General features: G+C 53.9%; 21 protein-coding genes and 1 tRNA gene. 13 read left to right on the forward strand and 9 right to left on the reverse strand.

Translation table 11 applies throughout. The features are described from left to right. Nucleotides 1–230 precede the first annotated feature (230 nt). Nucleotides 231–315 (reverse strand) — tRNA-Ser (locus tag Pla144_RS13825). A gap of 63 nt (nucleotides 316–378) precedes the next feature. Here Pla144_RS13825 and Pla144_RS13830 point away from each other — a divergent pair. Beyond that, the gene (locus Pla144_RS13830) at nucleotides 379–645 is read left to right on the forward strand and encodes a DUF6800 family protein (protein ID WP_231936364.1); all 267 of its coding nucleotides are present in this window, start codon (nucleotides 379–381) and stop codon (nucleotides 643–645) included. A gap of 44 nt (nucleotides 646–689) precedes the next feature. Here Pla144_RS13830 and clpB read toward each other — a convergent pair whose 3' ends face one another. Continuing rightward, nucleotides 690–3,347 carry an ATP-dependent chaperone ClpB gene (gene clpB / locus Pla144_RS13835; protein WP_146451279.1) on the reverse strand — a complete coding sequence of 886 codons (2,658 nt, stop codon included), beginning with the start codon at nucleotides 3,345–3,347 and terminating at the stop codon, nucleotides 690–692. 162 nt (nucleotides 3,348–3,509) lie between these two features. After that, complete coding sequence (gene dnaK / locus Pla144_RS13840; RefSeq protein ID WP_146451280.1) at nucleotides 3,510–5,420, reverse strand: molecular chaperone DnaK; 1,911 nt, start codon at nucleotides 5,418–5,420, stop codon at nucleotides 3,510–3,512. 366 nt (nucleotides 5,421–5,786) lie between these two features. Here dnaK and pheA point away from each other — a divergent pair, with 366 nt between their 5' ends. The 8 genes from pheA to Pla144_RS13880 all read left to right on the forward strand — a co-directional run bounded on the left by pheA (nucleotide 5,787) and on the right by Pla144_RS13880 (nucleotide 11,315). Next, a complete protein-coding gene (gene pheA / locus Pla144_RS13845; RefSeq protein WP_146451281.1) occupies nucleotides 5,787–6,896 on the forward strand; it encodes a prephenate dehydratase in 1,110 nt (369 codons plus the stop codon). 107 nt (nucleotides 6,897–7,003) lie between these two features. Further along, nucleotides 7,004–7,774, forward strand: a complete 771-nt coding sequence (tpiA, locus tag Pla144_RS13850) for a triose-phosphate isomerase (protein WP_146451282.1) — start codon at nucleotides 7,004–7,006, stop codon at nucleotides 7,772–7,774. 71 nt (nucleotides 7,775–7,845) lie between these two features. After that, a complete protein-coding gene (secG, locus tag Pla144_RS13855) occupies nucleotides 7,846–8,280 on the forward strand; it encodes a preprotein translocase subunit SecG (RefSeq protein WP_231936365.1) in 435 nt (144 codons plus the stop codon). Between the two features lie 74 nt (nucleotides 8,281–8,354). Further along, complete coding sequence (locus tag Pla144_RS13860; protein WP_231936366.1) at nucleotides 8,355–9,242, forward strand: YicC/YloC family endoribonuclease; 888 nt, start codon at nucleotides 8,355–8,357, stop codon at nucleotides 9,240–9,242. After that, nucleotides 9,239–9,841, forward strand: a complete 603-nt coding sequence (gene gmk, locus Pla144_RS13865; RefSeq protein WP_146451283.1) for a guanylate kinase — start codon at nucleotides 9,239–9,241, stop codon at nucleotides 9,839–9,841. Before Pla144_RS13860 ends, gmk begins: the two co-directional genes overlap by 4 nt. Further along, entirely contained in the window at nucleotides 9,834–10,097 is a 264-nt protein-coding gene (locus tag Pla144_RS13870; RefSeq protein WP_146451284.1) for a DNA-directed RNA polymerase subunit omega, read from the forward strand. Before gmk ends, Pla144_RS13870 begins: the two co-directional genes overlap by 8 nt. Before the next feature lie 36 nt (nucleotides 10,098–10,133). After that, entirely contained in the window at nucleotides 10,134–10,673 is a 540-nt protein-coding gene (locus Pla144_RS13875; RefSeq protein ID WP_146451285.1) for a flavoprotein, read from the forward strand. 12 nt (nucleotides 10,674–10,685) lie between these two features. Further along, nucleotides 10,686–11,315, forward strand: a complete 630-nt coding sequence (locus Pla144_RS13880; RefSeq protein WP_146451286.1) for a phosphopantothenoylcysteine decarboxylase domain-containing protein — start codon at nucleotides 10,686–10,688, stop codon at nucleotides 11,313–11,315. 8 nt (nucleotides 11,316–11,323) lie between these two features. On the opposite strand, the gene Pla144_RS13885 is transcribed toward Pla144_RS13880, so the two are convergent. The 3 genes from Pla144_RS13885 to Pla144_RS13895 form a co-directional block, all read right to left on the reverse strand. Then, nucleotides 11,324–11,533, reverse strand: coding sequence for a DUF2934 domain-containing protein (locus tag Pla144_RS13885; RefSeq protein ID WP_146451287.1), 210 nt, complete (start codon nucleotides 11,531–11,533; stop codon nucleotides 11,324–11,326). Between the two features lie 190 nt (nucleotides 11,534–11,723). Next, the gene (locus tag Pla144_RS13890) at nucleotides 11,724–12,200 is read right to left on the reverse strand and encodes a CBS domain-containing protein (RefSeq protein WP_146451288.1); all 477 of its coding nucleotides are present in this window, start codon (nucleotides 12,198–12,200) and stop codon (nucleotides 11,724–11,726) included. A 288-nt stretch (nucleotides 12,201–12,488) separates the two neighbouring features. Beyond that, the gene (locus Pla144_RS13895) at nucleotides 12,489–13,601 is read right to left on the reverse strand and encodes an aminopeptidase (protein ID WP_146451289.1); all 1,113 of its coding nucleotides are present in this window, start codon (nucleotides 13,599–13,601) and stop codon (nucleotides 12,489–12,491) included. Between the two features lie 165 nt (nucleotides 13,602–13,766). Between Pla144_RS13895 and Pla144_RS13900 the strand changes: the two genes are divergently transcribed. The 3 genes from Pla144_RS13900 to Pla144_RS13910 all read left to right on the forward strand — a co-directional run bounded on the left by Pla144_RS13900 (nucleotide 13,767) and on the right by Pla144_RS13910 (nucleotide 20,512). After that, entirely contained in the window at nucleotides 13,767–15,680 is a 1,914-nt protein-coding gene (locus Pla144_RS13900) for an acyl-CoA dehydrogenase family protein (protein WP_146451290.1), read from the forward strand. 304 nt (nucleotides 15,681–15,984) lie between these two features. Continuing rightward, nucleotides 15,985–17,973, forward strand: a complete 1,989-nt coding sequence (locus Pla144_RS13905; RefSeq protein ID WP_146451291.1) for a redoxin domain-containing protein — start codon at nucleotides 15,985–15,987, stop codon at nucleotides 17,971–17,973. Between the two features lie 223 nt (nucleotides 17,974–18,196). After that, complete coding sequence (locus tag Pla144_RS13910; RefSeq protein ID WP_146451292.1) at nucleotides 18,197–20,512, forward strand: efflux RND transporter permease subunit; 2,316 nt, start codon at nucleotides 18,197–18,199, stop codon at nucleotides 20,510–20,512. A 172-nt stretch (nucleotides 20,513–20,684) separates the two neighbouring features. Here the strand turns inward: Pla144_RS13910 and Pla144_RS13915 are convergent, their stop codons facing one another. Both Pla144_RS13915 and Pla144_RS24625 read right to left on the reverse strand, forming a co-directional pair. Beyond that, nucleotides 20,685–21,434 carry a rhomboid family intramembrane serine protease gene (locus Pla144_RS13915; RefSeq protein WP_146451293.1) on the reverse strand — a complete coding sequence of 250 codons (750 nt, stop codon included), beginning with the start codon at nucleotides 21,432–21,434 and terminating at the stop codon, nucleotides 20,685–20,687. Between the two features lie 144 nt (nucleotides 21,435–21,578). After that, the gene (locus Pla144_RS24625; RefSeq protein WP_197530678.1) at nucleotides 21,579–21,740 is read right to left on the reverse strand and encodes a hypothetical protein; all 162 of its coding nucleotides are present in this window, start codon (nucleotides 21,738–21,740) and stop codon (nucleotides 21,579–21,581) included. 28 nt (nucleotides 21,741–21,768) lie between these two features. Here Pla144_RS24625 and Pla144_RS13920 point away from each other — a divergent pair, with 28 nt between their 5' ends. Further along, nucleotides 21,769–23,475 carry an esterase/lipase family protein gene (locus Pla144_RS13920; protein ID WP_146451294.1) on the forward strand — a complete coding sequence of 569 codons (1,707 nt, stop codon included), beginning with the start codon at nucleotides 21,769–21,771 and terminating at the stop codon, nucleotides 23,473–23,475. A 32-nt stretch (nucleotides 23,476–23,507) separates the two neighbouring features. On the opposite strand, the gene Pla144_RS13925 is transcribed toward Pla144_RS13920, so the two are convergent. Then, nucleotides 23,508–24,857, reverse strand: a complete 1,350-nt coding sequence (locus tag Pla144_RS13925) for a WS/DGAT domain-containing protein (protein ID WP_146451295.1) — start codon at nucleotides 24,855–24,857, stop codon at nucleotides 23,508–23,510. Between the last annotated feature and the right edge of the window lie 177 nt (nucleotides 24,858–25,034).

Below are 25,034 nucleotides of genomic sequence, written 5' to 3' on the forward strand. Positions count from 1 at the left end.
GAGACGGAGCTGGCCAACGATTTTCCGATCCAGGTAGTTTGTTCATAGATCGGAAATAGCACCACTGTGGCTTTAAAGCATTACCTGCAGACCAAATCTAGAAAGCCTCCGACGCCAACTGCAGGCTCAAGACGAAGCAGTCAAGGACCGAATTGTGTAGAAATGAGGGGCAAAACGGTACTGGAAAAGTGGAAAGCTTTGGGGTTTCCAATGTAATTGCAAAAACCGAGCGGTCGGGGTGGGATTCGAACCCACGGTACCCGGAGGCACGCCGGTTTTCAAGACCGGTGCATTCGACCACTCTGCCACCCGACCGAAACGGGAATATTCGCCACGTTGACGCCGTGAGCCGTCTCCAGTACAAAAGATAGGCTAGAGGTGGCTTATTGCCAAGCTCTACTTAGCCAGTCGTACCCATTTGCTGACAAGGTGACCTTTCGCAAGGAGATTTTCGTGGGAGCCAGTGAACGTCAAAGAGAACTACGCCGTCGCCGTAAGCGCTATCATAAGTTGGCCCAGCTAAAAGGCAAACTTGCCAAGGCGACGCAATCCGAGAAGCTCGAAATCGTCCGCAAACTTCGCGAGATGTCACCGGGTGCCGAGAAACTGATTGTTGAATGGGAACTCGTCGAGGCGGGACGTTAGGATTCTGAAACGGATGGCTGGAACAAGTCGTGCGCTGTTCCGGTCTACGACTTCTTGGCGAAGGTGAATTCATCGTCTGCGAAGTCAACCACGATTGTCGAATCCTCAGGATAATCTCCTTTCAAGAGTTCCGTGGCTAGCGGATTCTGGATCGATTGCTGGATCACCCGCTTTACGGGTCGAGCACCGAATAGGGGATCGTACCCTTCCGCCGCAATGTGGTTGCGAGCCGCTTCGGTAACAACCAGGTTCAATCCCCGCTTGTTCAAGAGTTCAGCCAGTTTTTCTATTTGTAATTCGACGATTTGCGCGACCTGACTTCGATTGAGTGGTTGGAACACAATCGTCTCGTCGATGCGGTTAAGAAACTCCGGCAGGAATCGCGCCTTGAGTGTCTCACTCAGTGCCTGGCGCATCTCTTCCTGTGAACCTCCTTCGGAGGTGATTTGCTGAATGAGTTGGCTACCTACGTTAGAAGTCATTACGATGATAGTGTTCGTAAAATCAACCGTATGTCCGTGATTGTCCGTGAGCCGACCGTCGTCGAGCACCTGCAACAAGATATTAAACACATCGTTGTGCGCTTTTTCAATTTCGTCCAAAAGGACAACCGAATAAGGTCTCCGACGAACTGCCTCGGTGAGCTTTCCCCCTTCTTCGTAGCCGATGTATCCGGGAGGAGCACCGATAAGCCTGCTGACGGTATGTTTCTCCATGAACTCGCTCATGTCGATGCGGACCATCGAATTTTCGTCGTCAAAGAGCGTCTCGGCCAGAGCTTTGCAAAGCTCGGTCTTGCCGACACCCGTTGGTCCGCAGAACAGAAACGAACCGATCGGGCGATTGGGATCCTGCAGCCCGCTCCGGCTGCGACGTACCGCATTCGCCACGGCCACGACCGCTTGATCTTGTCCAACGACTCGTTGATGCAATCGTTCTTCCAGCACGAGTAGTTTGGCCCGCTCAGTTTCCATCATTCGAGAAACTGGCACGCCGGTCCAAGCGCTTACCACTTCGGCGATTTCATCGGGGCCAACCTCCTGTCGCAGGAGACGCCGCGTGCCTTCTGGCTTGGTGGCACCCTCTTCTGAACTGGAAGTTTGTCTCTGCTCGATTTCTTCCAACTGTTTGGTAAGCTGCTTTCGCTGTACATCGAGTTCGTAGAGAGATTGGTAGAGATCTTCCCCTACCGGCTCGCCTGCCGATTGTTTGTCCTTGATCGTGGCCGAGAGTTGCTCACCCCGATGCGTGGCATCGAGCAGCTTCTCGCGGACCTGCTGCACATCCCCTACGCCAAGCTTTTCGCTCTCCCACTGCTCGCGCAGGTTAGCCAATTGTTTCTTGATCTGGGCCATGTCCTCATTGACTTCGGCTAGCCGCTGTTTCGCGTGTTCCTCGGTCTCCTCGGCCAATTGCCTTGCCGCCAACTCAAGCTGCATCAGTTTTCGTTGGAGCTCGTCAATCTCGGTGGGGACACTCTCAAGCTCCATTGCCAAGCGGCTGGTGGCCTCGTCCATCAAGTCGATGGCCTTGTCAGGCAGAAAGCGATCAGCAATATATCGATGTGACAGTTCCGCCGCAGCCACCAGAGCAGAGTCTTTGATCCGCACCCCCTTATGATGGGCTTCGTAACGTGGTTTTAAACCACGCAAGATGGCGATTGTGTCTTCAACGTTCGGTTCTCCGACAAATACAGGTTGGAAACGTCGTTCAAGGGCTGCGTCTTTTTCAATGTACTTGCGGTACTCATCAAGCGTCGTTGCCCCAATGCAGCGAAGCTCACCGCGTGCGAGCGCCGGCTTAAGCAGGTTTGCTGCGTCATTGCCCCCTTCGGCCGCCCCGGCACCAACAACCGTGTGAAGTTCATCAATAAACAGAATGACATTTCCGCCAGCATCCTGGACCTCGCGAAGTACCGCCTTGAGTCGCTCCTCGAATTCGCCACGGAATTTTGTCCCGGCAATCAACGCCCCCATATCGAGCGCGACCACGCGCTTGTTTTTCAGGCTCTGTGGCACGTCGCTCTGCACGATCCGCAGTGCGAGTCCCTCGGCAATGGCCGTTTTGCCGACGCCTGGCTCACCAATCAACACGGGATTATTCTTCGTGCGACGCGAAAGCACCTGGATCACTCGACGAATCTCCTGGTCCCGGCCAATTACCGGATCAAGCTTCCCCTGATCGGCTCGCTCGACCAAGTCGATACCATATTTCTCCAGAGCCTGAAACTTCGCCTCGGGGCTGGGGTCGGTTACTCGTGCTGAACCGCGCACCTCACGCAGCGCCTTGAGAATATCCTGATCGTCGACGCCATTGAGCTTCAGAACATCTTGGGCCGGAGATTTTTCATGGGCCAACGCCAATAGCAAATGCTCGGTCGAGACGAAGTCGTCCTGCATTGCATTGGCTTGCCCCTGGGCCGCTTCGAGAATCTTGCTCGTCGTAGAGCCAATCTGTGGAGGGGCACCACCAGATGCCTTCGGCAGATGCCCAAGCTCAGCATCGACAATCTTTGTGAGTTGTCCCTGATTCGCACCAATTCGATCCAAGAGAGGCCTCACGACCCCATCCTGCTCTTCGAGCAGAGCGGAAAGCAAATGAATTGGCTCAAGCTGCGGATTCCCCGCATCGGCCGCAAGCTCTTGCGCCCGTTGAACGGCCTCTTGGGCCTTGATCGTAAGTTTGTCAAAACGAAATGCCATATAAATCAAATGCGGAATGGTGAAATCTGATTGCGGAATAATAATTGATAGCCGCGATGCGGAGTACGAGCGCAGCAGAGAGCAAAACTTTAACTTCCGATTAAGTAAAATCCCTCCGGACAGTAAATCGCAATTGTATTTCGTCCGGAGGGGCTATTGTGCTTAACTCTTCACTTCAAACTCTGCGTCAATCGCGTCATCGTCTGCGGAGTCTGAAGAATCGGACTCGGCACTCGCGCCATCCGCTGAATCGGACTCGCCTGCGGCGGTGGTTGCCTTGTACAGCGCTTCGCTCATCGCGTGAGACGCTGCTTCAAGCTCACCGACAGCCGCCTTGATAGCCGCGGAATCTTCGCCCTTTGCCGCTTCGCGGACCTTGGTAATAGCCGCCTCGAGCGACTGCTTGTCAGAGTCCTTGAGCTTGTCACCTTGCTCCTTGATCAGCTTTTCAAGCTGGTAGCAACGCGATTCGGCTTCGTTGCGGGCTTCGACCAATTCACGTTTCTTCTTGTCATCTGCCGCGTGAGCCGAAGCGTCGGTCTTCATCCGCTCGATTTCTTCCTCGCTCAAGCCGCTGGACTGCTCAATTCGCACAGTCTGCTCCGTGCCGGTGCCAAGATCCTTAGCAGCGACATTGAGAATACCGTTGGCATCAAGGTCGAATTTCACCTCAATCTGCGGCACTCCACGCGGGGCAGGGGGGATGCCCTCGAGATTGAATTGTCCCAAGAGTCGGTTGTCAGCACACATCTCGCGCTCACCTTGAAACACACGAACTGTGACTGCAGTCTGGTTATCGTCGGCCGTGCTGAACACCTGCTTCCGCTCAGCGGGGATCGTGGTGTTTCGCTCGACCAACTTGGTCATCACGCCACCGAGGGTCTCGATGCCAAGCGAGAGGGGCGTTACGTCCAAGAGCAGGATGTCCTGCACCTCGCCACTGAGCACGCCACCCTGAATCGCGGCACCGATCGCGACCACTTCATCTGGATTGACCCCCTTGTGTGGGTCTTTGCCAAAGATTTCTTTCACAACTTCCTGCACCTTAGGAATTCGGGTCGATCCACCGACCAGCACCACCTCGTCGATGTCGCTGGGCTGCATTTTGGCATCTTTCATTGCCTGAAGTACGGGACCACGTACACGCTCGATCAGGTCGTCGACCAATTTTTCAAAGTCGGCGCGAGTGATATTTAATTGCAAATGCTTAGGGCCGCTGGCATCCGCAGTGATAAACGGCAGATTGATGTCGGTAGAGTGCGCCGAGCTAAGCTCCTTCTTCGCCTTTTCGCAGGCTTCCTGTAATCGTTGGAGGGCCATCGTATCCTTGCGGAGGTCGATGCCTTGCTCTTTCTTGAATTGGTCAGCTACGTGGTTAATGAGCGCTTCGTCGAAATCGTCGCCACCCAAGTGGGTATCACCATTTGTGGCTATAACGCGAAATACGCCGTCGGCCACTTCGAGAATCGAAACGTCAAACGTACCTCCACCCAGATCGAACACGCAAATCTTTTCGTGGGCCTTGCTGTCCAGGCCATATGCCAACGACGCCGCAGTCGGCTCGTTGATAATGCGGGCAACTTCAAGACCGGCAATCTGACCTGCGTCCTTGGTCGCCTGGCGTTGGGCATCGTTAAAATATGCCGGCACGGTGATCACTGCCTTGTTCACGGTGTGACCGAGATATGCTTCAGCAGACTCTTTGAGTTTACGCAGGGTCTTGGCTGAGATTTCTGGGGGAGTGAACTCCTGATCGCCTGCCTTGATCTTCACATAGTCCTGCGGACCACCCACGATTTCGTAGGGCACCATTTTCTCTTCGGACGCGACTTCGTCGTGCCGACGGCCCATGAACCGCTTGATCGAATACACAGTCTTAGTGGGGTTGGTGACAGCTTGGCGACGCGCAGGCTCTCCGACGAGGACTTCCCCTTTGTCTGTAAAAGCCACTACGCTGGGTGTGAGGCGGTTCCCTTCAGGATTGGGAATCACCTTTGCTTCTTTACCCTCCATCACCGCGACGACCGAGTTGGTCGTGCCAAGATCGATACCAATGATTTTTTCGCTAGCCATTTTATGCTCCTGGTTATGAACCTAGTTTGTTAGGTTTAGGGATTGCTGAATTCAAATCAACAGCCCAAATTTTGTATGCAAGTGAGTACTTCCACCGATGCGCAGAATTACCTTGCAGGAAGGAAAGCAAAGACCATGCCGATAGGAGTGCCACTCTTAAAAACCCGTAAATCCTTATCTTGTAAGCATTTATGCATAGCTCACTTGGCTGGCAAATTGACAGAAATGGATTTGTATCTGTCAGAATGGCAGAGTTTAGCGCGGTAAGCTTGCTTTGAGTGATTCCAGCTCAATGCCAGATTGGCAGACTTTGCTTCCCTGAGCCTTTGGCTTGGCGTACTGATTAATGATACCCATACTTGAGCGATGGCTAAAAAGAAGAAAAGTAAACGGCCCGGAAAAACTACCTCAAGCGGGGTGAAAGCTCCTGCGCAGCGTCAGATCGACAAGCTAGATCAGGAGATTCTGGAACTCATCAATCGACGCGCCGAGTTGGCCATTCAGCGTAAGAGGACCACGCCGACAGAAAGCGCCGACTTGCGTGAATCCTTGGAGCACGTGGTCACGTTAGGACATTCCGACAAGGGCCCGCTTAGCGCCGATTCCGTCCGCTCAGTATTCCGTGAAATCCTCAGTGGCACTCAGGCGGCCTCCCAGGTCACTAGAGTCGCCTATTTGGGCCCAGAATTCACTTACAGCCATCTCGCCGCTATCGAGCGGTTTGGCCAAAGTGCCGAACTCGTTCCCGTCGCCACCATCGCGGCTGTGTTTGAGGAAGTGGAGCGTGGGCATGCCAATTTCGGCCTGGTTCCAATTGAAAATTCCACCGACGGCCGCGTCGCCGATGCCTTGGAGTGTCTGGCTCGATCCCCTATTCAGATCTGTGGCGAAGTCCCCCTGCGGATTCGCCACTGTCTGCTTGCCAATTGTAGTCGCAGTAGTGTCGTGCGGGTTTACAGCAAGCGACAACCTCTTTCGCAATGTCGGAACTGGCTCAGTCAACATCTGCCCGATGCCCAACTCATCGAGGTTTCCAGTTCAGCCGAAGCGGCCCGCAAGGCCGCTGAGGAATCAGGCTCGGCAGCTATTGCCAGCGAGCAGGCAGGGGTCAACCACGAGATTGCCGTCTTGTCCCATGGCATCGAGGACAACAGTGATAACGTGACTCGCTTCGCGGTAATCGGGAAGGAGAGTGCCAAGAAGACCGGCAACGATAAGACTGCGGTTGTTTTTGAGATCGACCACCAGCCCGGTGCCTTGGCCGATGCGATGGGTATCTTCAAACGACAGAAACTCAACATGACCTGGATAGAATCATTCCCCCTCCCAGGTCAGCGAGGCAGCTATCTCTTCTTCGTCGAATTCCAGGGTCATGCCTCACAACTGCGAGCCCGCCGGGCACTTGCCGCCCTAGAAAAACGGGCCCTGAGGCTGACTTTGCTTGGCTCCTATGCGCAGACCGAGCCTATCGGCTAAACTGAGGGGCTACCTTGAAGAGGGGAGCAGCAGTTTCTCTCTCCCGGGCCGAAAACTCGTTGTTCGGCCCTAACCGATTCGACTTTGCTTTACAGGAGACTGCGACAATGCGCACCCCTCTTATTGCCGGCAACTGGAAGATGAATACCGATACGAGCGGAGCGCGCCAACTTGCCAGCGCAATTGCTAGCCGTGCCGGCGAAGCGGAAGGAACAGAGCTATTGGTGTGTCCCCCGACTGTCTATTTATCTTTGGTACGCGATGCCATCGGAGACGCTGCGGTTGGTTTGGGGGCGCAGAACGTCTACCCGGAAGCCAATGGAGCTTTCACTGGCGAGACCAGCACGTCCATGCTCTGTGACTTGGGAGTGCAATACGTGATCCTGGGCCACAGTGAACGTCGACACATTCTTGGCGAGACCGACCAGGATGTGAACAAGAAAACCCTCGCAGCCTTGAAGGCAGAGCTGCGACCAATCGTGTGTGTCGGTGAATTGCTCGAAGAGCGAGAGGCCGGCAAGACCTCCGAAGTAATTCGTCGTCAATTTGAGGGGTCGCTTGCCAATGTCTCAGCCGAGCAGATTATCTCCACCGTTATTGCCTATGAACCGGTCTGGGCCATCGGCACTGGCAAAGTTGCCACTACCGAGCAGGCTGAAGAGGTCCATGCCGACCTTCGCAATCAACTCACTTCCCGCTACAATGCGGAGATTGCTAGCAAGATTCGTATCCTCTACGGTGGCAGCGTTAAACCCGACAACGCTGAGCAACTCCTTTCGCAACCCAACGTGGACGGGGCTCTGATTGGCGGGGCAAGCCTCAAGGCTGACGATTTCCTCGCTATTGCGGCTGCCGGCGCAACGGTTGCAAAGTCGTAAGCAAAGGCACTAAACGCACTGCCAGTTTTAACCTACTAACTCACTTCGTAATTTGAGACGGAGCTTTCACAGTGATTATTCCCATGTTCGCCGCCTTTCAGGTGGTCTTTCAAATCTTGTTGGCCCTAGTCGCCATCTTCTTGATTTTGCTGGTTCTCGTGCAACGGGGCCGCGGGGGAGGATTGGCCGGTGCTCTGGGTGGCATGGGGGGGTCGAGCGCGTTTGGTGCCAAAGCGGGCGACATCTTCACACGCGTCACCATAGTCGCGGCGGCGGTGTGGATCTTGCTCTGCATAGCTGCTACGAAGTTCGCCTCTTCCAGTGGCGAGAGTCGATTGAACCTTGGCGCTCCTGCTGAAAGCTCAGGTCCCTTGCTGCCTGGAGTGGACAGTGAAGAAAATACTGCGGTTGGTGAAGACTCGGCCGCCGATCTCGAAGAGACGGCATCGACTGAGGAAACCCCGGTCAGCGATGGGAAAACCGACTCGTCGGACGAGTCCGAGTAGATTTTCCGGCTTTACTGAACCCTAATTTGCTATAATCGTCGCCGATTTATAACACCCTTAATTGAGGTAAATCCTTGGCTCTCTTGAGCATGACCGGCTTCGGTGAAGTGATTCAGCAACGCGGTGGCTATGCCATCGCGGTCGAACTTCGTACTGTTAACAATCGCTACTTCAAGCTCAACATCCGCACAACCGAAGGGTACAGTTCGCTTGAATCGCTCATTGAGTCGGCCCTGCGTGAAACAGTGAAGCGCGGCACAGTGAGCTGCAATCTCCGCATTCGCCATTTGGCCAGCGCTGAAGACTTTCGGCTAAATACTCGTGTATTGCATCAATACGTCGATCAATTGCAGGAAGTCGCTGCCAAACGCAACTTGGACGAAATGATTCGGTTGGAACCCTTGGCTTCGTTGCCCGGAGTTGTCGAAGAGCTTTCAACCGAGTCTCTGGATGCTGCCGGTTTATGGCCACTTGTAGAGCCTGCACTGCGTGGCGCAATTGAGCAGCTTACCAAGATGCGTACCGCCGAGGGAGAAGCCCTGGCCGTCGACTTGAACGATCAATGCAACACGGTGGCCGCTTGCCTTGAGGTGATCGAAAAGCAGGCTCCTCTGGTGGGTGAGAGTTATCGCAAACGCATCCAAGATCGTGTAAATGAAGCGCTTTCTTCGCTCAATGTAACGCTCGAACCGACCGATCTGGTCCGTGAAGTTGCGTTGTACACCGATCGGGCCGATATCTCGGAAGAAATCGTCCGACTGCGGAGTCATCTCCAGCAGTTTGGCGAGGCTCAGAAATTGCCCGAAAGTGCCGGACGTAAGATGGAATTCATCTGCCAGGAAATGGGTCGCGAAACCAATACGATTGGTTCAAAAGCCAACGACGCCCTCATCTCGCAACAAATCGTCGAAATCAAGACCGCGTTGGAACGTATTCGGGAGCAAATCCAGAACGTCCAATGACCACTGCTCTCGGAAAATCCGACCTGCCCGGAAAACTCGTCGTCATCTCCGGCCCATCGGGTGTCGGCAAATCCACCGTGGTGAAGCAGGTACTTGATCGCCTCGCTGGCCGACTCGTTCCGAGCATCTCTGCGACCACTCGCGAGCCCCGTTCTGGTGAACAGGACGGCGTCGACTACTACTTTCTGTCTTCCGAGCAATTTGCCCAACGCCGCGAGGCAGGCGACTTTTTGGAAACAGCCGAGGTTTTTGGCCGGGGACACTGGTATGGGACGCTGTGGAGTGCGGTGAGGCCTAGTCTCGCAGCAGGAAAATGGGTACTCTTAGAGATTGACGTGGCGGGGGCTGAAGAGGTCCTGCGTCAGTTCCAGAATGCCCTTACCATTTTCATCCAACCCTCGACGATCGAGGAATTGGAACGCCGACTGCGATCCCGAGCCACCGAGACTGCCGCTGACATTGAGCGTCGGCTGGAAGTGGCCCGTCGGGAGATCGCGCTCGCCAGTCGCTATAAGTTTCAAGTAGTCAACGACACCGTTTCGCAAGCGGTGGAAGAAATAGTCACCATATTGCAGAACGAAGGAATTCTCGATGATTGATGCCTTGAAGGAAGAACAGATTGTAAATAAAGTCGGTGGCCGGTTCAAATTGTCTACTCTTATCCAAAAGCGACTCGCCGCCATCAATGCCGGCGCGCGACCTTTGGTCGATTTTCAATCCAAAGACAAAATGGAAATCGTCGTGCAGGAAATCTTGCAGGATAAAATTTACCTCGATGCGTCAAGTCAAGTGAAGATCACTGGTGAGGATGCCACAATTGGTGCACCTCCTGAATTGGATCTCTCTAGCCTCTAGCAGTTTCCTCGGATCGAACAGGCGGGCAACCTGAGCATGGCACACGAAATTGTAGTCGGCGTGTCGGGCGGCATTGCTGCATACAAGACGGCCGCGTTGGTAAGCGATCTCGTGCAAACTGGAATAGGCGTGACTGTGGTCATGACTCGCGCCGCGGAGAAGTTCGTCGGTCCTGCCACCTTTCAGGCACTCACGGGTCGGAGGGTTCTGACGCGAACCTTCGATCGCCACGATCATCCGCTGGGCGCACATATTGAACTCGCTCGACAGGCGGAGCTACTCTGCGTGGCTCCTGCAACGGCCCACCTTCTGGCACAGGCAGCACATGGTCTGGCTGACGACCTATTGAGTACGCTGCTAGTAAGCTTCACGCGCCCCATCGTTTTAGCCCCCGCCATGAATTGCGAAATGTGGGAAAAACCCGTCGTGCAGCGGAACGTCGAACAACTTCGCACCGACGGATTTCATTTGGTTGGCCCAAATGAAGGTTGGCTCAGTTGTAGGCAGCAAGGCATGGGCCGCATGGCCGAACCTCAAGAGATTGCCGCTGCCGTTAGAAAACTGCTCCAAGTCTAGAGGCCATTACTCATCGCACGAATACTCATCACTTCCGGCCCCACTCGCCAGTATTTCGACCCTGTACGGTATTTGACCAACGCCTCAAGTGGGCGCATGGGCGCTGCACTGGCCGAGGCAGCCTTGGCGCTGGGGCATGACGTGACAGTTGTCAGCGGACCCGTTGAAGTGGAATACCCATCGTCCGCGCGAGTGGTTCCAGTCGTTTCGACCGAAGAGATGCTTGCAGTTTGCCGCGAGGAGTTCAACTCAAGCGACGGCTTGATCGGTGCTGCTGCTCCTTGCGACTACCGCCCTGTGCATGTCGAGCAGAGTAAAATCGCGAAGACGGGGCAGCCACTGGAATTGCACCTAATCGAAACCGACGACATCGTCGCCACGCTTGGTGCTGAAAAAGGGACTCGCTGGGTCGTCGGCTTTGCTCTTGAGAGTGAAGATCATCGCCTCCGGGCACTCGCCAAGCTTGAACGCAAGCATTGCGACTTAATCGTCTCCAACAGCGTCAGTGCGATGGACTCGTTGGACAACGAAGTTGAAATCCTCGATCCCACGGGTACCGTACTCAAGCAGGTCGCCGGATCGAAACGACTGGTCGCCGACGAAATCTTGGCTGTGATAGCTGGGCGATTGATTCACCCTTAGCGCAACTCTTACATCGCTGCGCGGTTGCGTAGCCGGGCTATCAGCCACCGGATCGGCCCACCGCCGGGGCGCTGCTCGGCCAGAAGTTGCTTCTTGGCCGTTTCCCAGTCGGCTGAGCCGTCACCGTGGGGACAACCCCTCGACTCCCAGATTTCGTAGGCACGTTGGGCAATGGCTTCGTCAGAAACTTGTGCAAAGGGGAGGTGATCGGAACTCATAGTATTTCCTCGCGAAAATCCGTTTGGCGATTGAATCGATAATTATCAAACTAGCGACGGTTATAGCCCCAAACAGCCAAATATGGCAAGGCCAGCAATGCTAGCACCATAGAATACGATGAGCACCGCCCACGAAGCAAATTTGGTATGCTTCGCATTTAGAATGGCAGGCACTGCCTACACTACAATTTCAAACCAGCGGGGCGTCGCTACGTTCCACAACGGCACTCAAATAGAGGAGCGTTGATCCGGTGTCCTGGGTCACACCTTGTTTACGGAGTTCACCGAGTGCTTCTCGCATCACATCTCGGCGACTTACTTGACCGATCAGGACCCCATCCTCTAGCACAGGCAACCGCCGATAATTCGTCAGTAAAAATACCTGTGCCATCGAGAGAAGTTGAGTATCGGATTCAATAGTCATAGCATCGGTGTTCATAAACATCCGCACTTCATTGCTGGGCAGTTGTTCGTAGGCTGCATCCAAGAGGACCTGCATACTGCACTTCTCAGAAAAGACTCCCAGATAGTTGCCTAAGGCATCGACCACGGGTGCGCCGGAAATTCGATTCTTGAGCAGTAGCTCTACGGCTTTGAGAACATCCATCTCAGGACTGAGTGTGACCAATCTAGTGGTCATGCAATCGCGGGCAGTGATTTCGCACATGGTTTAATGCTCCGAAGCACCTACTAAGTCAGCAACCGACATTAGTGAATAGAAGAGAAGTATTGATCCACCAATCAGTTGCTAACTGAAAGGTTGGCTAATAGTATCAGTTTAGCATCGCTGGATACCCGACCGCTAGTTGTAAAGTGGGTTAAAACACTTGTGAAAGTTTTCACAAGCCACGCTTCGTGAAACTTTTCACGATTTGTAGGTCCGACTCTTTGAGACTGACATTGTGACAGCATCGCAGTAAACTCGAGTCGCGGAGAGACTCGACTACGAATCTATTTAGAGCCCTACGTTAAGTTCCCTCAGATCCTCCGGCACAAAATGACCGTCCTTACGGATCAGTTCGTCATCAAACCAGATTTCTCCACCTCCGTAATCCTCGCGTTGGATGAGAACCAGGTCCCAGTGAATGCGGCTATTGTTGCCATTATCGGCCTCTTCGTAAGCCTGCCCCGGAGTGAGGTGAAAACTCCCACCGATCTTCTCGTCGAAGAGCGTATCGAGCATCGGAAGACGCACGCGATTGTTGGTCCCGAGAGACCACTCCCCGCAATAACGGGCCCCTTCGTCTGAGTCGAGAATTGCGTTGATTCGCTCATTATCACTCGACTCAGCCCGGACGATTTTGCCATTCTTAAACTCGAATTCAATGTCGCTAAATACTGTCCCTTGATAGCGTGACTGGGTATTGAATCGAATTACACCATTGATACTGTCACGGACTGGCGCAGTAAAAACTTCTCCATCGGGGATATTCCGTTCGCCGTTGCACGGGATGACGGGGATATCTTTGATCGAGAATTCCAACTCAGTGCCTGGCGACAAAATGCGCACCCGATCGGCTGCTTCCATTCGAGCAACCAACGGCTCCTGAGCCTTGCCCATCGCCACGTAATCAGCGGTGCAGACTTCAAAGAAGAAATCCTCGAACGCTGAGGTGCTCATATTCGCTGCTTGAGCAAAGGAATCGGTTGGGTAACGAAGCACTACCCACTTCGTATCAGGGACGCGAACTGCTCCGTGGACTTGTTTCCACCAATGCTGTTGAAACAGATCCATCCGCTCGTGCGGCACATCTGCAAATTGGCTGCTGTTGTAAGCGCCACGAATACCGATATATGCCTGCACCGACTTCATTCGCGCACCTTCAAACTCGGCTGCTGCTTTCATGCTCGCCTCGGTCGCCGTGCGGTAGAGAGCTCGCAACACAGCGTTGTTTTTCCAACTCACCAATGGCACAGCCCCTCGTTCAGCAGCACCTTCCACTAAGGCTGTCACCAGATTCGGCTCCGGCAAGTCAAACGCTTCGATCAGAATATGTTCTCCTGATTTGAGAGAACAACTGTGATCGAGCAATAAATTGGCAAGTTTATCAATTCGAGAATCGTGCATGGGTGGTAAGTGGCTAGTGGTTGGTGATTGGAAATGAGACAAGACAAATAGACGCGAAACAAGGGCCCGTAGCTATTTATCCCTCATATCATCCCTCTACTTTACCCCAGGCACAAGGTAGAATGTATGTATCCCAAGATTTATTCTAGACGTGAAGGAGTGCAGATGTCTCCCGAAACTCAACCCGACACTGAACACGAAGCATCATTCGCCGAAACGGCGTTGAAACTCGGTGGCAAGAGTGCCGATGAGGCCCGTCGCACTGGTGCTATCGACAAAGCCGACGATCAAGTCGAGGCCCTCTTTGCACCGCAATACCAAACGATCAATTCCCCTGCCCATCGAGCCGTATGGGATCGCGGTGTGCCAGTCGAATTGTTTCAGAGCACACCCGTCAAGCCCAGTGCCGACATCGAGCGAGTGATGGACGCTTCCGTCGCATTGGTGCGACAACATCGCGCTGCGAACACCCTGCTCGATGACAATGGAAAAATTACCGAAGACGTGATGCAAGAACTTGCCTCGGTCGGATACTGGGGTCTGTTGGTTGACAAAGAGTACGGCGGGTCGGGAACCCCGTTCGCCGAATTCGCACCGTTTCTCACCCGCATGGCTACGGCCGATCCTACCATAGCTGGCCTGGCATCGGTCCACGGTTGCATTGGTGCGGTGGATCCTGTGCGGACGTTTGGCACTCCCGAGCAAAAGCAATATTTCTTGCCGGGCTTGGCCGACGGGTCGCGACTCAGTGCTTTTGCCCTCACTGAGCCATGTGCCGGGAGCGACCTCACGGCATTGCGTACTCGGGCTGTTCTCGACGGAGACGATTATGTCGTCAACGGCGAAAAGTTATTCATTACCAACGTCCTGCCAGGAAGAACCATCGGGTTGGTCTGCCTGATCGAGGATCGCCCCGCCGTGCTCATCGTTGATTTGCCCAAGACAGAGAACGAACACTTTCAACTCCGCAAGTATGGCCTGTGGGCACTCAAGCAAACTTACAATCAAGGTATCATCTTCAACAACTTTCGAGTCCCTGCCGCGAACCTGCTCCAGCCTACCCGAGGAGATGGACTTACCATCGCTTACCACGGTTTGAACCTGGGTCGCGTGGCGCTTTGTGCCAATGCGGCTGGCACGATGCGTATCATGCTCGCCAGTATGATTCCTTGGGCCAATTTCCGTGTTACTTATAGTGCCCCGATCGCCCAGCGCGAACTTGTGCAGCGGCGTATCGCCCAGATGGCTGGACTCATCACGGCCTGTGATGCCCTGGTGTCCTGGTGCGCGGGACTCATTGATCGCGGCTATCGAGGTGAAATGGAATGTATCATTGCCAAAATCTTTGGGAGCGAATCCCAAAAGCACGCAGCGATCGAACTGTTCATGAAGACCCACGGCGGACGCTCGTTCCTCCATGGGCACCTCCTGGGAGACAATGTTCACGAGTACTTGGCCCCCTGTATCTACGAGGGAGAAGGGGAAGTGCTTGGTATGGCATTTTTCAAATCCCTCGTTAAACACCACGGAAAGACTTATTTTGAACCGGTGGGCAAGGCCCTGGCCGCCGCTGGAATCAAAAAACTCAACCCACTCAACCCGTCCCACGTCTGGGCGCTTAAGAGCGTGGCGTTTCCCTATTTGAAATGGCTCGTGGCGCGACGCCTGTTACCCACGGCCAAGAGCCAACTTCCCACGATGCCAACGGCACTGGCCCAGCATGCAGAATTCGCCTGCAACGCTCTGCAAGACATGGCATTGGAAATCTCAAGCACGATGAGCAAGTTTCAACTGTCTCTTGCCGACCGCCAATGCCGGATGGCAGAACTTTCGCTCCGCTGCCAGAGCCTGATCACAATGCTCTGCACAGCGCTCTACGGCGCAAGGCAAAGCGACGAAATCGTTCGCGATGCAGCCGATATCTTCTGTCAGGAGCAGACGCAGCAATACACGGGCCGTCGCCCTTCGAACTCCTACTACCGCCAGGTGACCCGATTAGGCGCCGCGATAGCCGAAGGGAAATTTTCAAGCATTGCGGGTCTCGATCCCGACGAAATCTTGATGCGATACGAAAACTAGAACATGGAATTGGAGAAACCGATTCTTCATAAAGCCGTGTCGACCTGTCTAGATCCTGCTATTTTTTAGTCTGAAAAGGACGCGACGAAGATTCTCTAGATGTCAACAGCCCATGTTTTTGGTATTCTTCAAGCAGACATGCAGAAACTGCCTGAACTTAAGCAACTCAGCCACGTTGAATCGCTTAGTGCGCGTTGACTGGTTGCCTTCCAGTGGAGCATGCGATACGTGCATTTGATAGACTTCCAACGTCTTTGACATGCTCGATGGGCGGGAACAATACCTAAGCTTGAGGAGTTGATTGATGGAATGGAGCAAGGTTTTGTCTCGAATCAATTGGCAGCTGATTCTCACACTCTCTATATGCTTCATCGGGGAGGTTCCCTCCTTCGCGACCAGTCCAGCACGAATTGATTGGTTCACAGTTCGTGACGTTGAAGGCCAGTCGCTGGACCTCAAAGGCAGCAGGTGGAAGGTTGTATGCTTTCTGGGAGCGGAATGTCCGTTGGCACGGCTCTATGGCCAGCGACTCAGCCAACTGAGCGGCGAGTTCGCCCCCCAGGGCGTCCGCGTGATCGGTATCAACTCCAATCCGCAGGACTCGGCGGCAGACGTGCGTAACTACATGAGAGACTTAGAGATATCGTTTCCCATTGTCAAAGACGAAGACCAGTCGTTGGCCCGCCGTTTGGGAGCTACCCGCACGCCGGAGGTGATCGTGCTCGACGCGGCCGGCATGGTCCGCTACCAAGGCCGCATCGATGACCAATACGAACCCGGCATTTCGCGAGGGAAACCAACCCAGCACAATCTGCGAGATGCAATTGAAGCGTTAGTCTCCGGCGAACAGGTCCCCATTGCCAGGACAATTACGGTCGGGTGTCTCATCACTTTCATCGAGCCCGCTGCAAAGATGCAAGCGAGAGACGAATCGCTTACCTTCACTCGCGATATTGCCCCCATTCTCAATCAGCACTGTGTGGAGTGCCATCGACCGGGTGAAATCGGGCCCTTTGCGCTGACCGATTACGACGAGGTGGTCGGTTGGGGTGAGATGATGTTAGAGGTCATCGAACAGAAACGGATGCCGCCTTGGCATGCAGCTCCCGAGTACGGCAAGTTTATCGGTGCGCGGCACATGCCTCCCGAGGATTTGAAGACCTTGGCGGCATGGGTTTCACAAGGAATGCCGGAAGGCGATCCGAAGGATTTACCGCCGCTTCCGAAATGGACCGCGGGTTGGCAGATGTCGACACCCCCCGACGAGCAATTCACCATGCGTCAGCAACCGTTTCAGGTGCCAGCCGAGGGCATCGTCGACTACCAATACTTTGTGGTCGATCCTGGTTGGAAGGAAGATCGCTGGATACATGCAGCGCAAGTCGTGCCGGGCAATCCTTCCGTCGTACACCACTCTATAGTATTTGTGCGAAAGCCCGACGGTACGCGCTCCAACGGCATAGGCTGGCTGGGAGGCTACGTGCCTGGACAACGAGCTGTAGAATTGCCGCCTAGTTACGCTCGCTTAGTGCCTGCCGGATCGAAACTTGTGTTCCAAATGCACTACACACCTAATGGCCACAAGACGGAAGACACCACCAAAGTAGGCATTTGGACTATTGACGAAAAAGACGTCACTCATGAAGTGACAACGCGTGTGGCCCTGAACCACCACTTCGAGATCCCTCCCGGTGCCAAAGAACACAAGGTGGGACTTCAGATGCGTCAGTTCACTAGTGGCTCACTCCTGCTGGGTGCCACGCCACACATGCATCTGCGCGGCAAGTCGTTTCGACTGGAAGCTCGCCGAGAGAACGGACTGGAAACGCTTTTGAGCGTGCCAGAATACGATTTTAATTGGCAGCATCTCTATGGTTTTACCTCGCCGATACCGTTGGACGACATCTCGGCCCTGGAAATGGAGGTTACCTTCGACAACTCGGCTGGCAATCCTACTAATCCCGATCCTAATCAGTTTGTCACCTGGGGTGATCAAACATGGCAGGAAATGGCAGTGGCATTTTTCGATGTGGCCCTGCCATGCGACCAGCCCCGCATAGTCGTACGGCACGAATCTGACGAACCTGCCGAAAGCCAACAGCAACGTCAGGAACGCATCGACAAACTGACCAACGAGTTTCTGTCGGATATGGACAGCGACGGTGACGGCTTGGTGCTCTACGACGAAGTCCCCGAAAGTTTTCGTATATTTGGTTTCAAACAGATGGACCACGACCACGACCGCCGGATCGAACGGAGTGAGATCGAAAAAGAGGCGCAGAGGCGGCTCTAAAAGTACTGGCAAAAAGCGAGAGTCCTTGCGAATCAATATACTACATCATGTAGCCATGCCAGCGATCTCCGGCACAATACATGACAATATGACAAAGCAACTGAGGGGAATTGTTTCGCTTTCAGCACTGCTATAAGTCGAACAATCCAGAAACTATGACTCTCACATTCGCGCTATTCGCAGACAACACGGAAGAGAACTGATTTCAGATTAAGTGGGCAACATGGAAGAGGCTCAGAAAGCAACCTCGCTCAGTACTCGTTTGTTTTACTGGTGGGCAGATCGTCCGATTCTGCAATTGCTAGTTTTGGTGTTGGCGACAAGTTTATCGCTGATTGGATTCATTCAACCCTCGCTGATCACCAATCTGTTCTCCTCTTCAGAAATTCAGCAGCAACAGAAAAGTGTAGCTTCCGAGCCGGGCGCGCTTCTCGAATCCGACCAGCCACCACCAGACGTCACTCCCTTTCGCGTCGGCGGGGGAGACGTCACGATCGTCGTCACCAGCCACGACTTTTTCACGCAGGAAAGCCTCACCGCGATTCGTACCGCGGTCGATGCTCTGCAAGACCTGCCGCAAGTGCGTAGTATTCTGTGGATCGAAAGCATCCCAGGACTCAATCTGTTTGGACTGCCGGAATCGCCGCTGCCGCGATCTGACGCCTCGGAGCGACAAATGGAATTGGGGCGGGAACGCACGCTGGGTAATCCCTTGGCCGTTGGGCAACTGATCTCCAGTGACGGCAAGACATTGCTGCTGCACCTGAATCTCGACTGGTTCTTTGTCACCAGCGATACTGCCTGTACTAGCGACTTGAGCGAAACTGCCGCGGCGGCTGCCAGCACGGTGCCTGGCTCAGACCTGAAGTTTCAAGTCACCGGGCAGGCTCCATTGAATCTCTTGATGCGACAGAACCACGTCCGCGACGCATGGCGGTATCAGTTGATAGGCTACTGCATCATGATTGTCTCTGCGTTAGTGCTATTCCGCGGGTTCTCGGCAGTGGTGATCGTCGCAGTCGCACCTGCATTGGGCGTTTTCTGGACAATGAGTTTCTTGCGGTTTTTCGATCTTGAGCAAAACCCTTTTTCTGATGTGATTGTCCCGATATTGGTCAGTCTCGTCGGGCTGACTGACGCCGTGCACATGATGGTGGAGATTCGATCGCAGCGGGCCTCAGGTCACGATGTCCGCGAGGCGACGCGTCGTGGTGTGGCCAAAGTGGGCATGGCCTGCGTGTTGACGAGTCTGACGACCGCGATCGGCTTCGCCAGTTTGATTTGGGCCCATCACCAGATCGTGCGTGAGTTTGGCCTTTGTTGTGTGATGGGAGTATTCTGTACGCTGGTAAGCGTCTTGACAGTACTGCCCCTGGGTTGCCGTTCACCATTGGGGCGACGTCTTCACGTGGGGCTCGGCAAGAGCTTAGTGGACAGGCAGCTCAATCGGATTGGACCAGTCGTCGCGTGGGTGCTGAAGAACGACCGAAAGGTGGCATGGATTGCGATCGGGTCGACCGCAGTGCTGGTCGCCATCTGCTCCCAACTCACTCCTGATGAAAAACGCTTCGGGTTGCTAGGCGATTCCGGCGAAGCGGCCCAGGGCCTGAGGCATTTGGATGACGCGATGGGAGGGTTAGAGTTTGCCTACGTAAACATCACTTGGAAGCGATCAGTCGAGGACAGTCAGTTGCTGAAAATACTGGAGGACGTTAATGACGTGCTAGCTGCCGAACCTCTAATCGGGCATCCATTGGGCGTTCGGGAACTGTTGGCCGCTCTCCCCGGCGAGGGTGAACCGGCGGAACGCATGACGCTACTGGAACTTCTACCCGCCGAATTGAAACGCGCGTTCTACACCCCGGAAAACAGAAGTGCAACCGTACAATTCCGCGTAAAGGACATCGGCATCGCTAAGTACGGCCCGGTCTTTGAACGGATCGAAAAATCGCTGAGAGAGCTTTCAGACAAGTATCCGGACTTCACTCTGGAACTAAGTGGTGGCGCTATTTGGCGCTGGCATAATATCTACCGGATAGTCACGGATCTGGCCACCAGCCTGGGAACTGCCAGCATCATCATCTGGCTGGTGCTTACGATTGTTTATGGCTCAATCCGCATCGGTCTGATCTCCATCATACCAAACGTCTTTCCCTTGGTAGCGACGGGCGCGATGTTGGTGATCGCAGGCCAGCATTTGGAGATCGTCACCGTCTGCGTTTTTACAATCTGCATCGGCATTGCCGTTGACGACACGATACACTTTCTCACACGGTTCGCGGGAGAACGAGGTGCCGATGTGGATGATCGTCAGGCGATCCAACGTGCGTTTACTGGTGTCGGCTCGGCGCTGCTCATGACCACGATCGTGCTAGTGGCCGGCATGTTGACTGCCGTCACGGCGGATGCCCGCGACGCACGACTGTTCGGCACCATGGGAGCACTGACACTATCCACGGCCCTATTTGCCGACATCATCTTTCTGCCGGCACTGCTGAGCAGATTTGCGCGATCAAAGTCGTGGGGCTGCGATACTTAAATACCCGCTCACCGTACATCTGGGTTCGGCCTTGGGAAGTTCAATCTTGCACAGCAGTTCTTTATCAGCGCAACAAACCAAGTGGAGATATCTCTTCAGAGAAATTGATAGGAAAGTATTAGATGACTTAGGGCAGAAGCCTACAAACTCTGTTGCCGAAGCCTGCTAATGGTTAATCCCGCGAGTTGCTTCCCACGCTGGCCTTGAAGGGTGCGGCCAATATCGCCCCGGTGATGAACCCGCCGATGTGGGCACCGTAGGCGACCCCTTGTTGATCACCACCCAGTAACCCCAGTCCACTGATCACCTGGAAGGCAAACCACATCCCTACGGCAACATACCCCGGAACGTCGGTCACGAATCGAAACAACAGGACCATCACCTGGCGATGAGGATGCAACACAAGATAAGCCCCCATCACACCCGAAATCGCACCTGACGCGCCCAAGCAGGGAATCAGCGATGCTGGTCCCGACGCACTCACCAGCACATGCGCCAGCGATGCCAATACTCCGCACAGGAGATAAAAAACCAGGTAACGCACCTTGCCGAGATCGTGTTCGATGTTGTCACCAAAAATCCACAGAAACCACATGTTCCCCGCCAGATGCATTATGCCGCCGTGCATGAAGATTGCCGTAAGTAGTGTCAGATAAACAGGGATCGGAGTGGTCCGAAGCCCCGGCATCTGTACTTCCTGCACACCAACGGGAGTATTCATTTGCACGATTTTGTCTTCGGTCACCACATCATGCCCCGAAGTAATCTCTGCAGGTACCGTGGCATAGGCAAGTGTGAAGTTTTCGTTCTTCCCCATTCCTTGAAACACCGCAAACACGAGCACATTGATTACGATCAGCGTAATGTTCACGATCGGAAATGTGGTGCGATCCGAGTTGTCGTCGCTGAGAGGGAATACCATACAAATTTTATGGGTTAAATGGTGGTGACTAATTGGCGAAAAGTGTGCAGGCCATTATTCTCTGAAAACTGCCTTCCGTACAAGTCGTATGACAGCCACCTTGGCTGTCATCGCGATGTATCAACGGCTGGAAGCCTACACCACTCAGCTCGTGTTAAACTCTTCTGATTGCTCGCGTTGTGCCGACGCTTGAGCAGCTTTCTCGAAGTCTGCGCGACTTGCTTCGACCTTCAAACTCTCCAGACGCTCTGCAGCGTGGTATATTTTCACATTACCAATACCTGCGGTCCATTTTCCGCTAGGCACTCGCTCTCATGGAGGAGACGTCGCTCTTGTGAAAGGCACGTTTCGCAATACTCTGATTTGGTGCAGCTTGTTCGTCGTCTGCCTGGTGGCAAACGTCGGCTGCTGCTCCGTTTTTCGGAATAAAACAGTTTGGCAACCGCCGTGCTACGCTGCTCCTGATCCCGATGGCATTGGAAACTGGTCGTTGGCAGTAGCTGAAGAAAGCTACGCTGCGGCGATGCAATCTGAAGCAGCCGGTTGTCCCAACTGCGTTGACTTTTACTATCAGGCAGCAACCTCCTCTTGGCCCGTCCTAGAACGGGAACTTGCTAAGACTGGTAAGACTTCCGTTCGCTCTGCCGAACTCCATCGCTCAGCAGTCGCCAAGTTGCTCGTGACCGCTCAGCAGTACGGGCGTTGGGATCCCTGTCGCGGCGTTGCAATCTCCACGGTTTGCGGCAAGAACTTATTACCGACCACCTACCAAGGGTTTACTTGGGGGCCGGAACAGTTTCAGCGACTTGAGCCCGCCGGGAACTATGCCTCACCCAATGTGTCCCAAGCGTTTCGAGATGGTGGACTAGGAGTACCACTAGTTGCTGTTCGTGACGGCGCAGCTTCGCTTCCCTTCACACAGAACAAGCGCACCTTCGCGGCGACTGTCGTTTTGCGGCCCGACGACTCTCAGTCGGGCTATCAACTCGAGTTTCACGACCCACTGCGAGTGAGCACCACAGTGGTAGCGGGCAGCCAAGTGCCTTTGGCATACGATATTACGGCCCCGTTTGTGTACGCCACCCAAGGAGAAGATCGACAGTGGCTCGATAGTTTCCTGTGGCCAGGGTCGGCGGGGGACCGAGATGGTCTATTCATGATCGAGCCCTATCAGCCAGGGAAAATACCAGTCGTATTTATCCACGGTTTGCTCAGCGATCCTGTAACGTGGGTCGGTGTGGTGAACGAACTGCGTGCCCGACCAGAGTTGAACGCCCACTTCCAATGGTGGGGCTTTCGCTATGCGACTGGAGAGCCTTTTCTGACAAGTGCAGCCATTCTGCGCCGGCAGATGAAAGAGCTTCGGCAGACGTACGATCCCACCCATAGCGACCCTGCACTTTCGCAAACAGTTCTGATTGCGCATAGCTTGGGGGGGTTAGTCGCAAAACTGCAAGTTACTAACAGCGGTGATCGGCTTTGGCAAGCCGTTGCTTGTCGTCCGCTAGCGGATGTCGTAACGACACCAGAAACTCGCCGCTACCTAGCTAGAGATTTTTTCTTTCAGCCTTCGAACGCGGTCAAGCGAGTCGTATTTATCGGAACCCCCCACGAGGGATCTCCTTTGGCACGGCGACCCATTGGGCGGATCGGTTCGGCCCTAGTAGAACCGTCGGCCCAATCTGTGCAACGACATAGCCAGCTTGTACGCGACAATCCAGATCTCTTCTTTGGTCAAATGGAAGACCACTTTCCCACGAGCATCGATTTGCTGGAACCTCAGAATCCCTTATTGGATGCAACACTGACGCTGCCCTATTCGTCAGCAGTGGCCCTCCACTCGATCGTTGGATACGGTCACTACACCTTGACCGGCGAACCCTCTGATGGCGTGGTCCCCGTTCATAGTGCTCGCCTGATTGGCGTCCAAAGCGAGAAAGAAGTCGAAGCTAACCACGAATTCCTGCATCGCGACCCAGTCACAGTTGCAGAGCTGGTCCACATCCTCCACGAACATTTGCGGCAGAATGGACTCTACTAAGATCTATTAAGAGCCGTGGATTTGATGGGGAGCTACTGTAAAATCTGCTTTGCTGTATTGCGGAGTCGTTCAACATAGACTTCCAAAAGTTCGCGGGCATTGGCAGCTGTTATCGCACGTGAATCGTAGTGAATTGAAATGTCTAATCTGCCTGCGTAAGTGGATACTCCCAGGGCGGCAGAAGTGTAAGGCCGAACAGGCGGAAGAAACTCAATCCGTTCCAAAGTCATTTCACCGGCCACAATTTTCTCGTCACTTCGTGGCAACGGCACATCCCTTAGCGGCTTCCCGAGATTGCTAAGTACAGTCGTGGCGTTGCAGACTTGTTTCTCTGACATTTGTTGCAGGCGCGTAACCGCGCCAGGCAACGAGCGCATGAACTGTAACATCAGCGGGAATATTAATCCGAGCCTCTTTCGTTTTATTTCTTGCATTTCGTGCCCAATCGTATTTAGCAAAGACAGGCCATCGTCGAAACTCTGAGGGCGCCGATCGAGAAAAACCATACTAACAACATTGGCCGCAGACGACCTCTTGAAGTGTTGAGTGCGAAGATTCATCGGGATCGATATTCGCAACCATTCGCTTCCATCGCCAAGCTTTCTAGCTTTACGAAACTCTCCCAATGCCAAGAAGAGATCTCTGACGAGTAGATCATTGACGGTCGCCCCCACATCGCGCGCTGCGGCCAAGAGTCCCGCCGTTTCAGAATCAGAAAACTGTTGTCCGTGCGAGGTCGGAAAGCTATGCGGCAGTTCGGCGGTGGCAGCTTCGATCTCTATCGGCTCAATCGACACAGGTTGTCGCATGAGAAACTGTAGTGCTCCCAACAGCCCAACTGTTAGTGTGGGAAGCATTTTTATCAGTTTCCACTGTGACAGACCGAACCGACCGCGATCACGCAAATCATACTCGTCAATTGATCGGAACAAAGTTGGCTCGGGAGCGTTTTCAACTGCAGCGGCATAGGCCACAAGCAAGTCTTCAATGAACTGCAGTGCTCCGATCGCATCGCAACATGAGTGGTGAAATTGCAATTCCAACTCCGTCTTTGACTCGAGTCGTCTCGCAGAAAGTCGCATGCCACACTCAGAGAAGAGATCAATAGGTTCGGCCCGAATAGGGTCATTGAAGGGAAACCACTTGAGTTCGACATCTTTTCGCTCAACATTCGTCCAGTAAAGCGAGTCTTTCTTTCCTTTCTCGATGGTAGCCAGCAATAGTGGGTGGCGCTGCAGCGCGATCGACAGAGCTGCGCGAAGTGATTCTGAATCGCAATTACCTGATAGAGTGAGCTTCAGAAAAAAGCTCATGGGATGCGTCGGCCGATCGTCGATCAGCATGTACTCCTCGAATGGCACTAGTGGCAGTGGGAATAGCATACGTCCGAACTGCGGTAAGGGTGTCGGCGAGTAGCACGTGTCACTCAGCTTAGTACCGAAGAAGAACTTTGAACAGTACAGGACAAGGCGACATGAAACATTGTTGGCAAGTTGGAAAACTGAACCATCAAAGTTTGCTGAAAGCTCTCTGACTTACGAAACAACTGAAATACGAGT

The organism is Bythopirellula polymerisocia, from assembly GCF_007860015.1.
Taxonomy (GTDB): domain Bacteria; phylum Planctomycetota; class Planctomycetia; order Pirellulales; family Lacipirellulaceae; genus Bythopirellula; species Bythopirellula polymerisocia.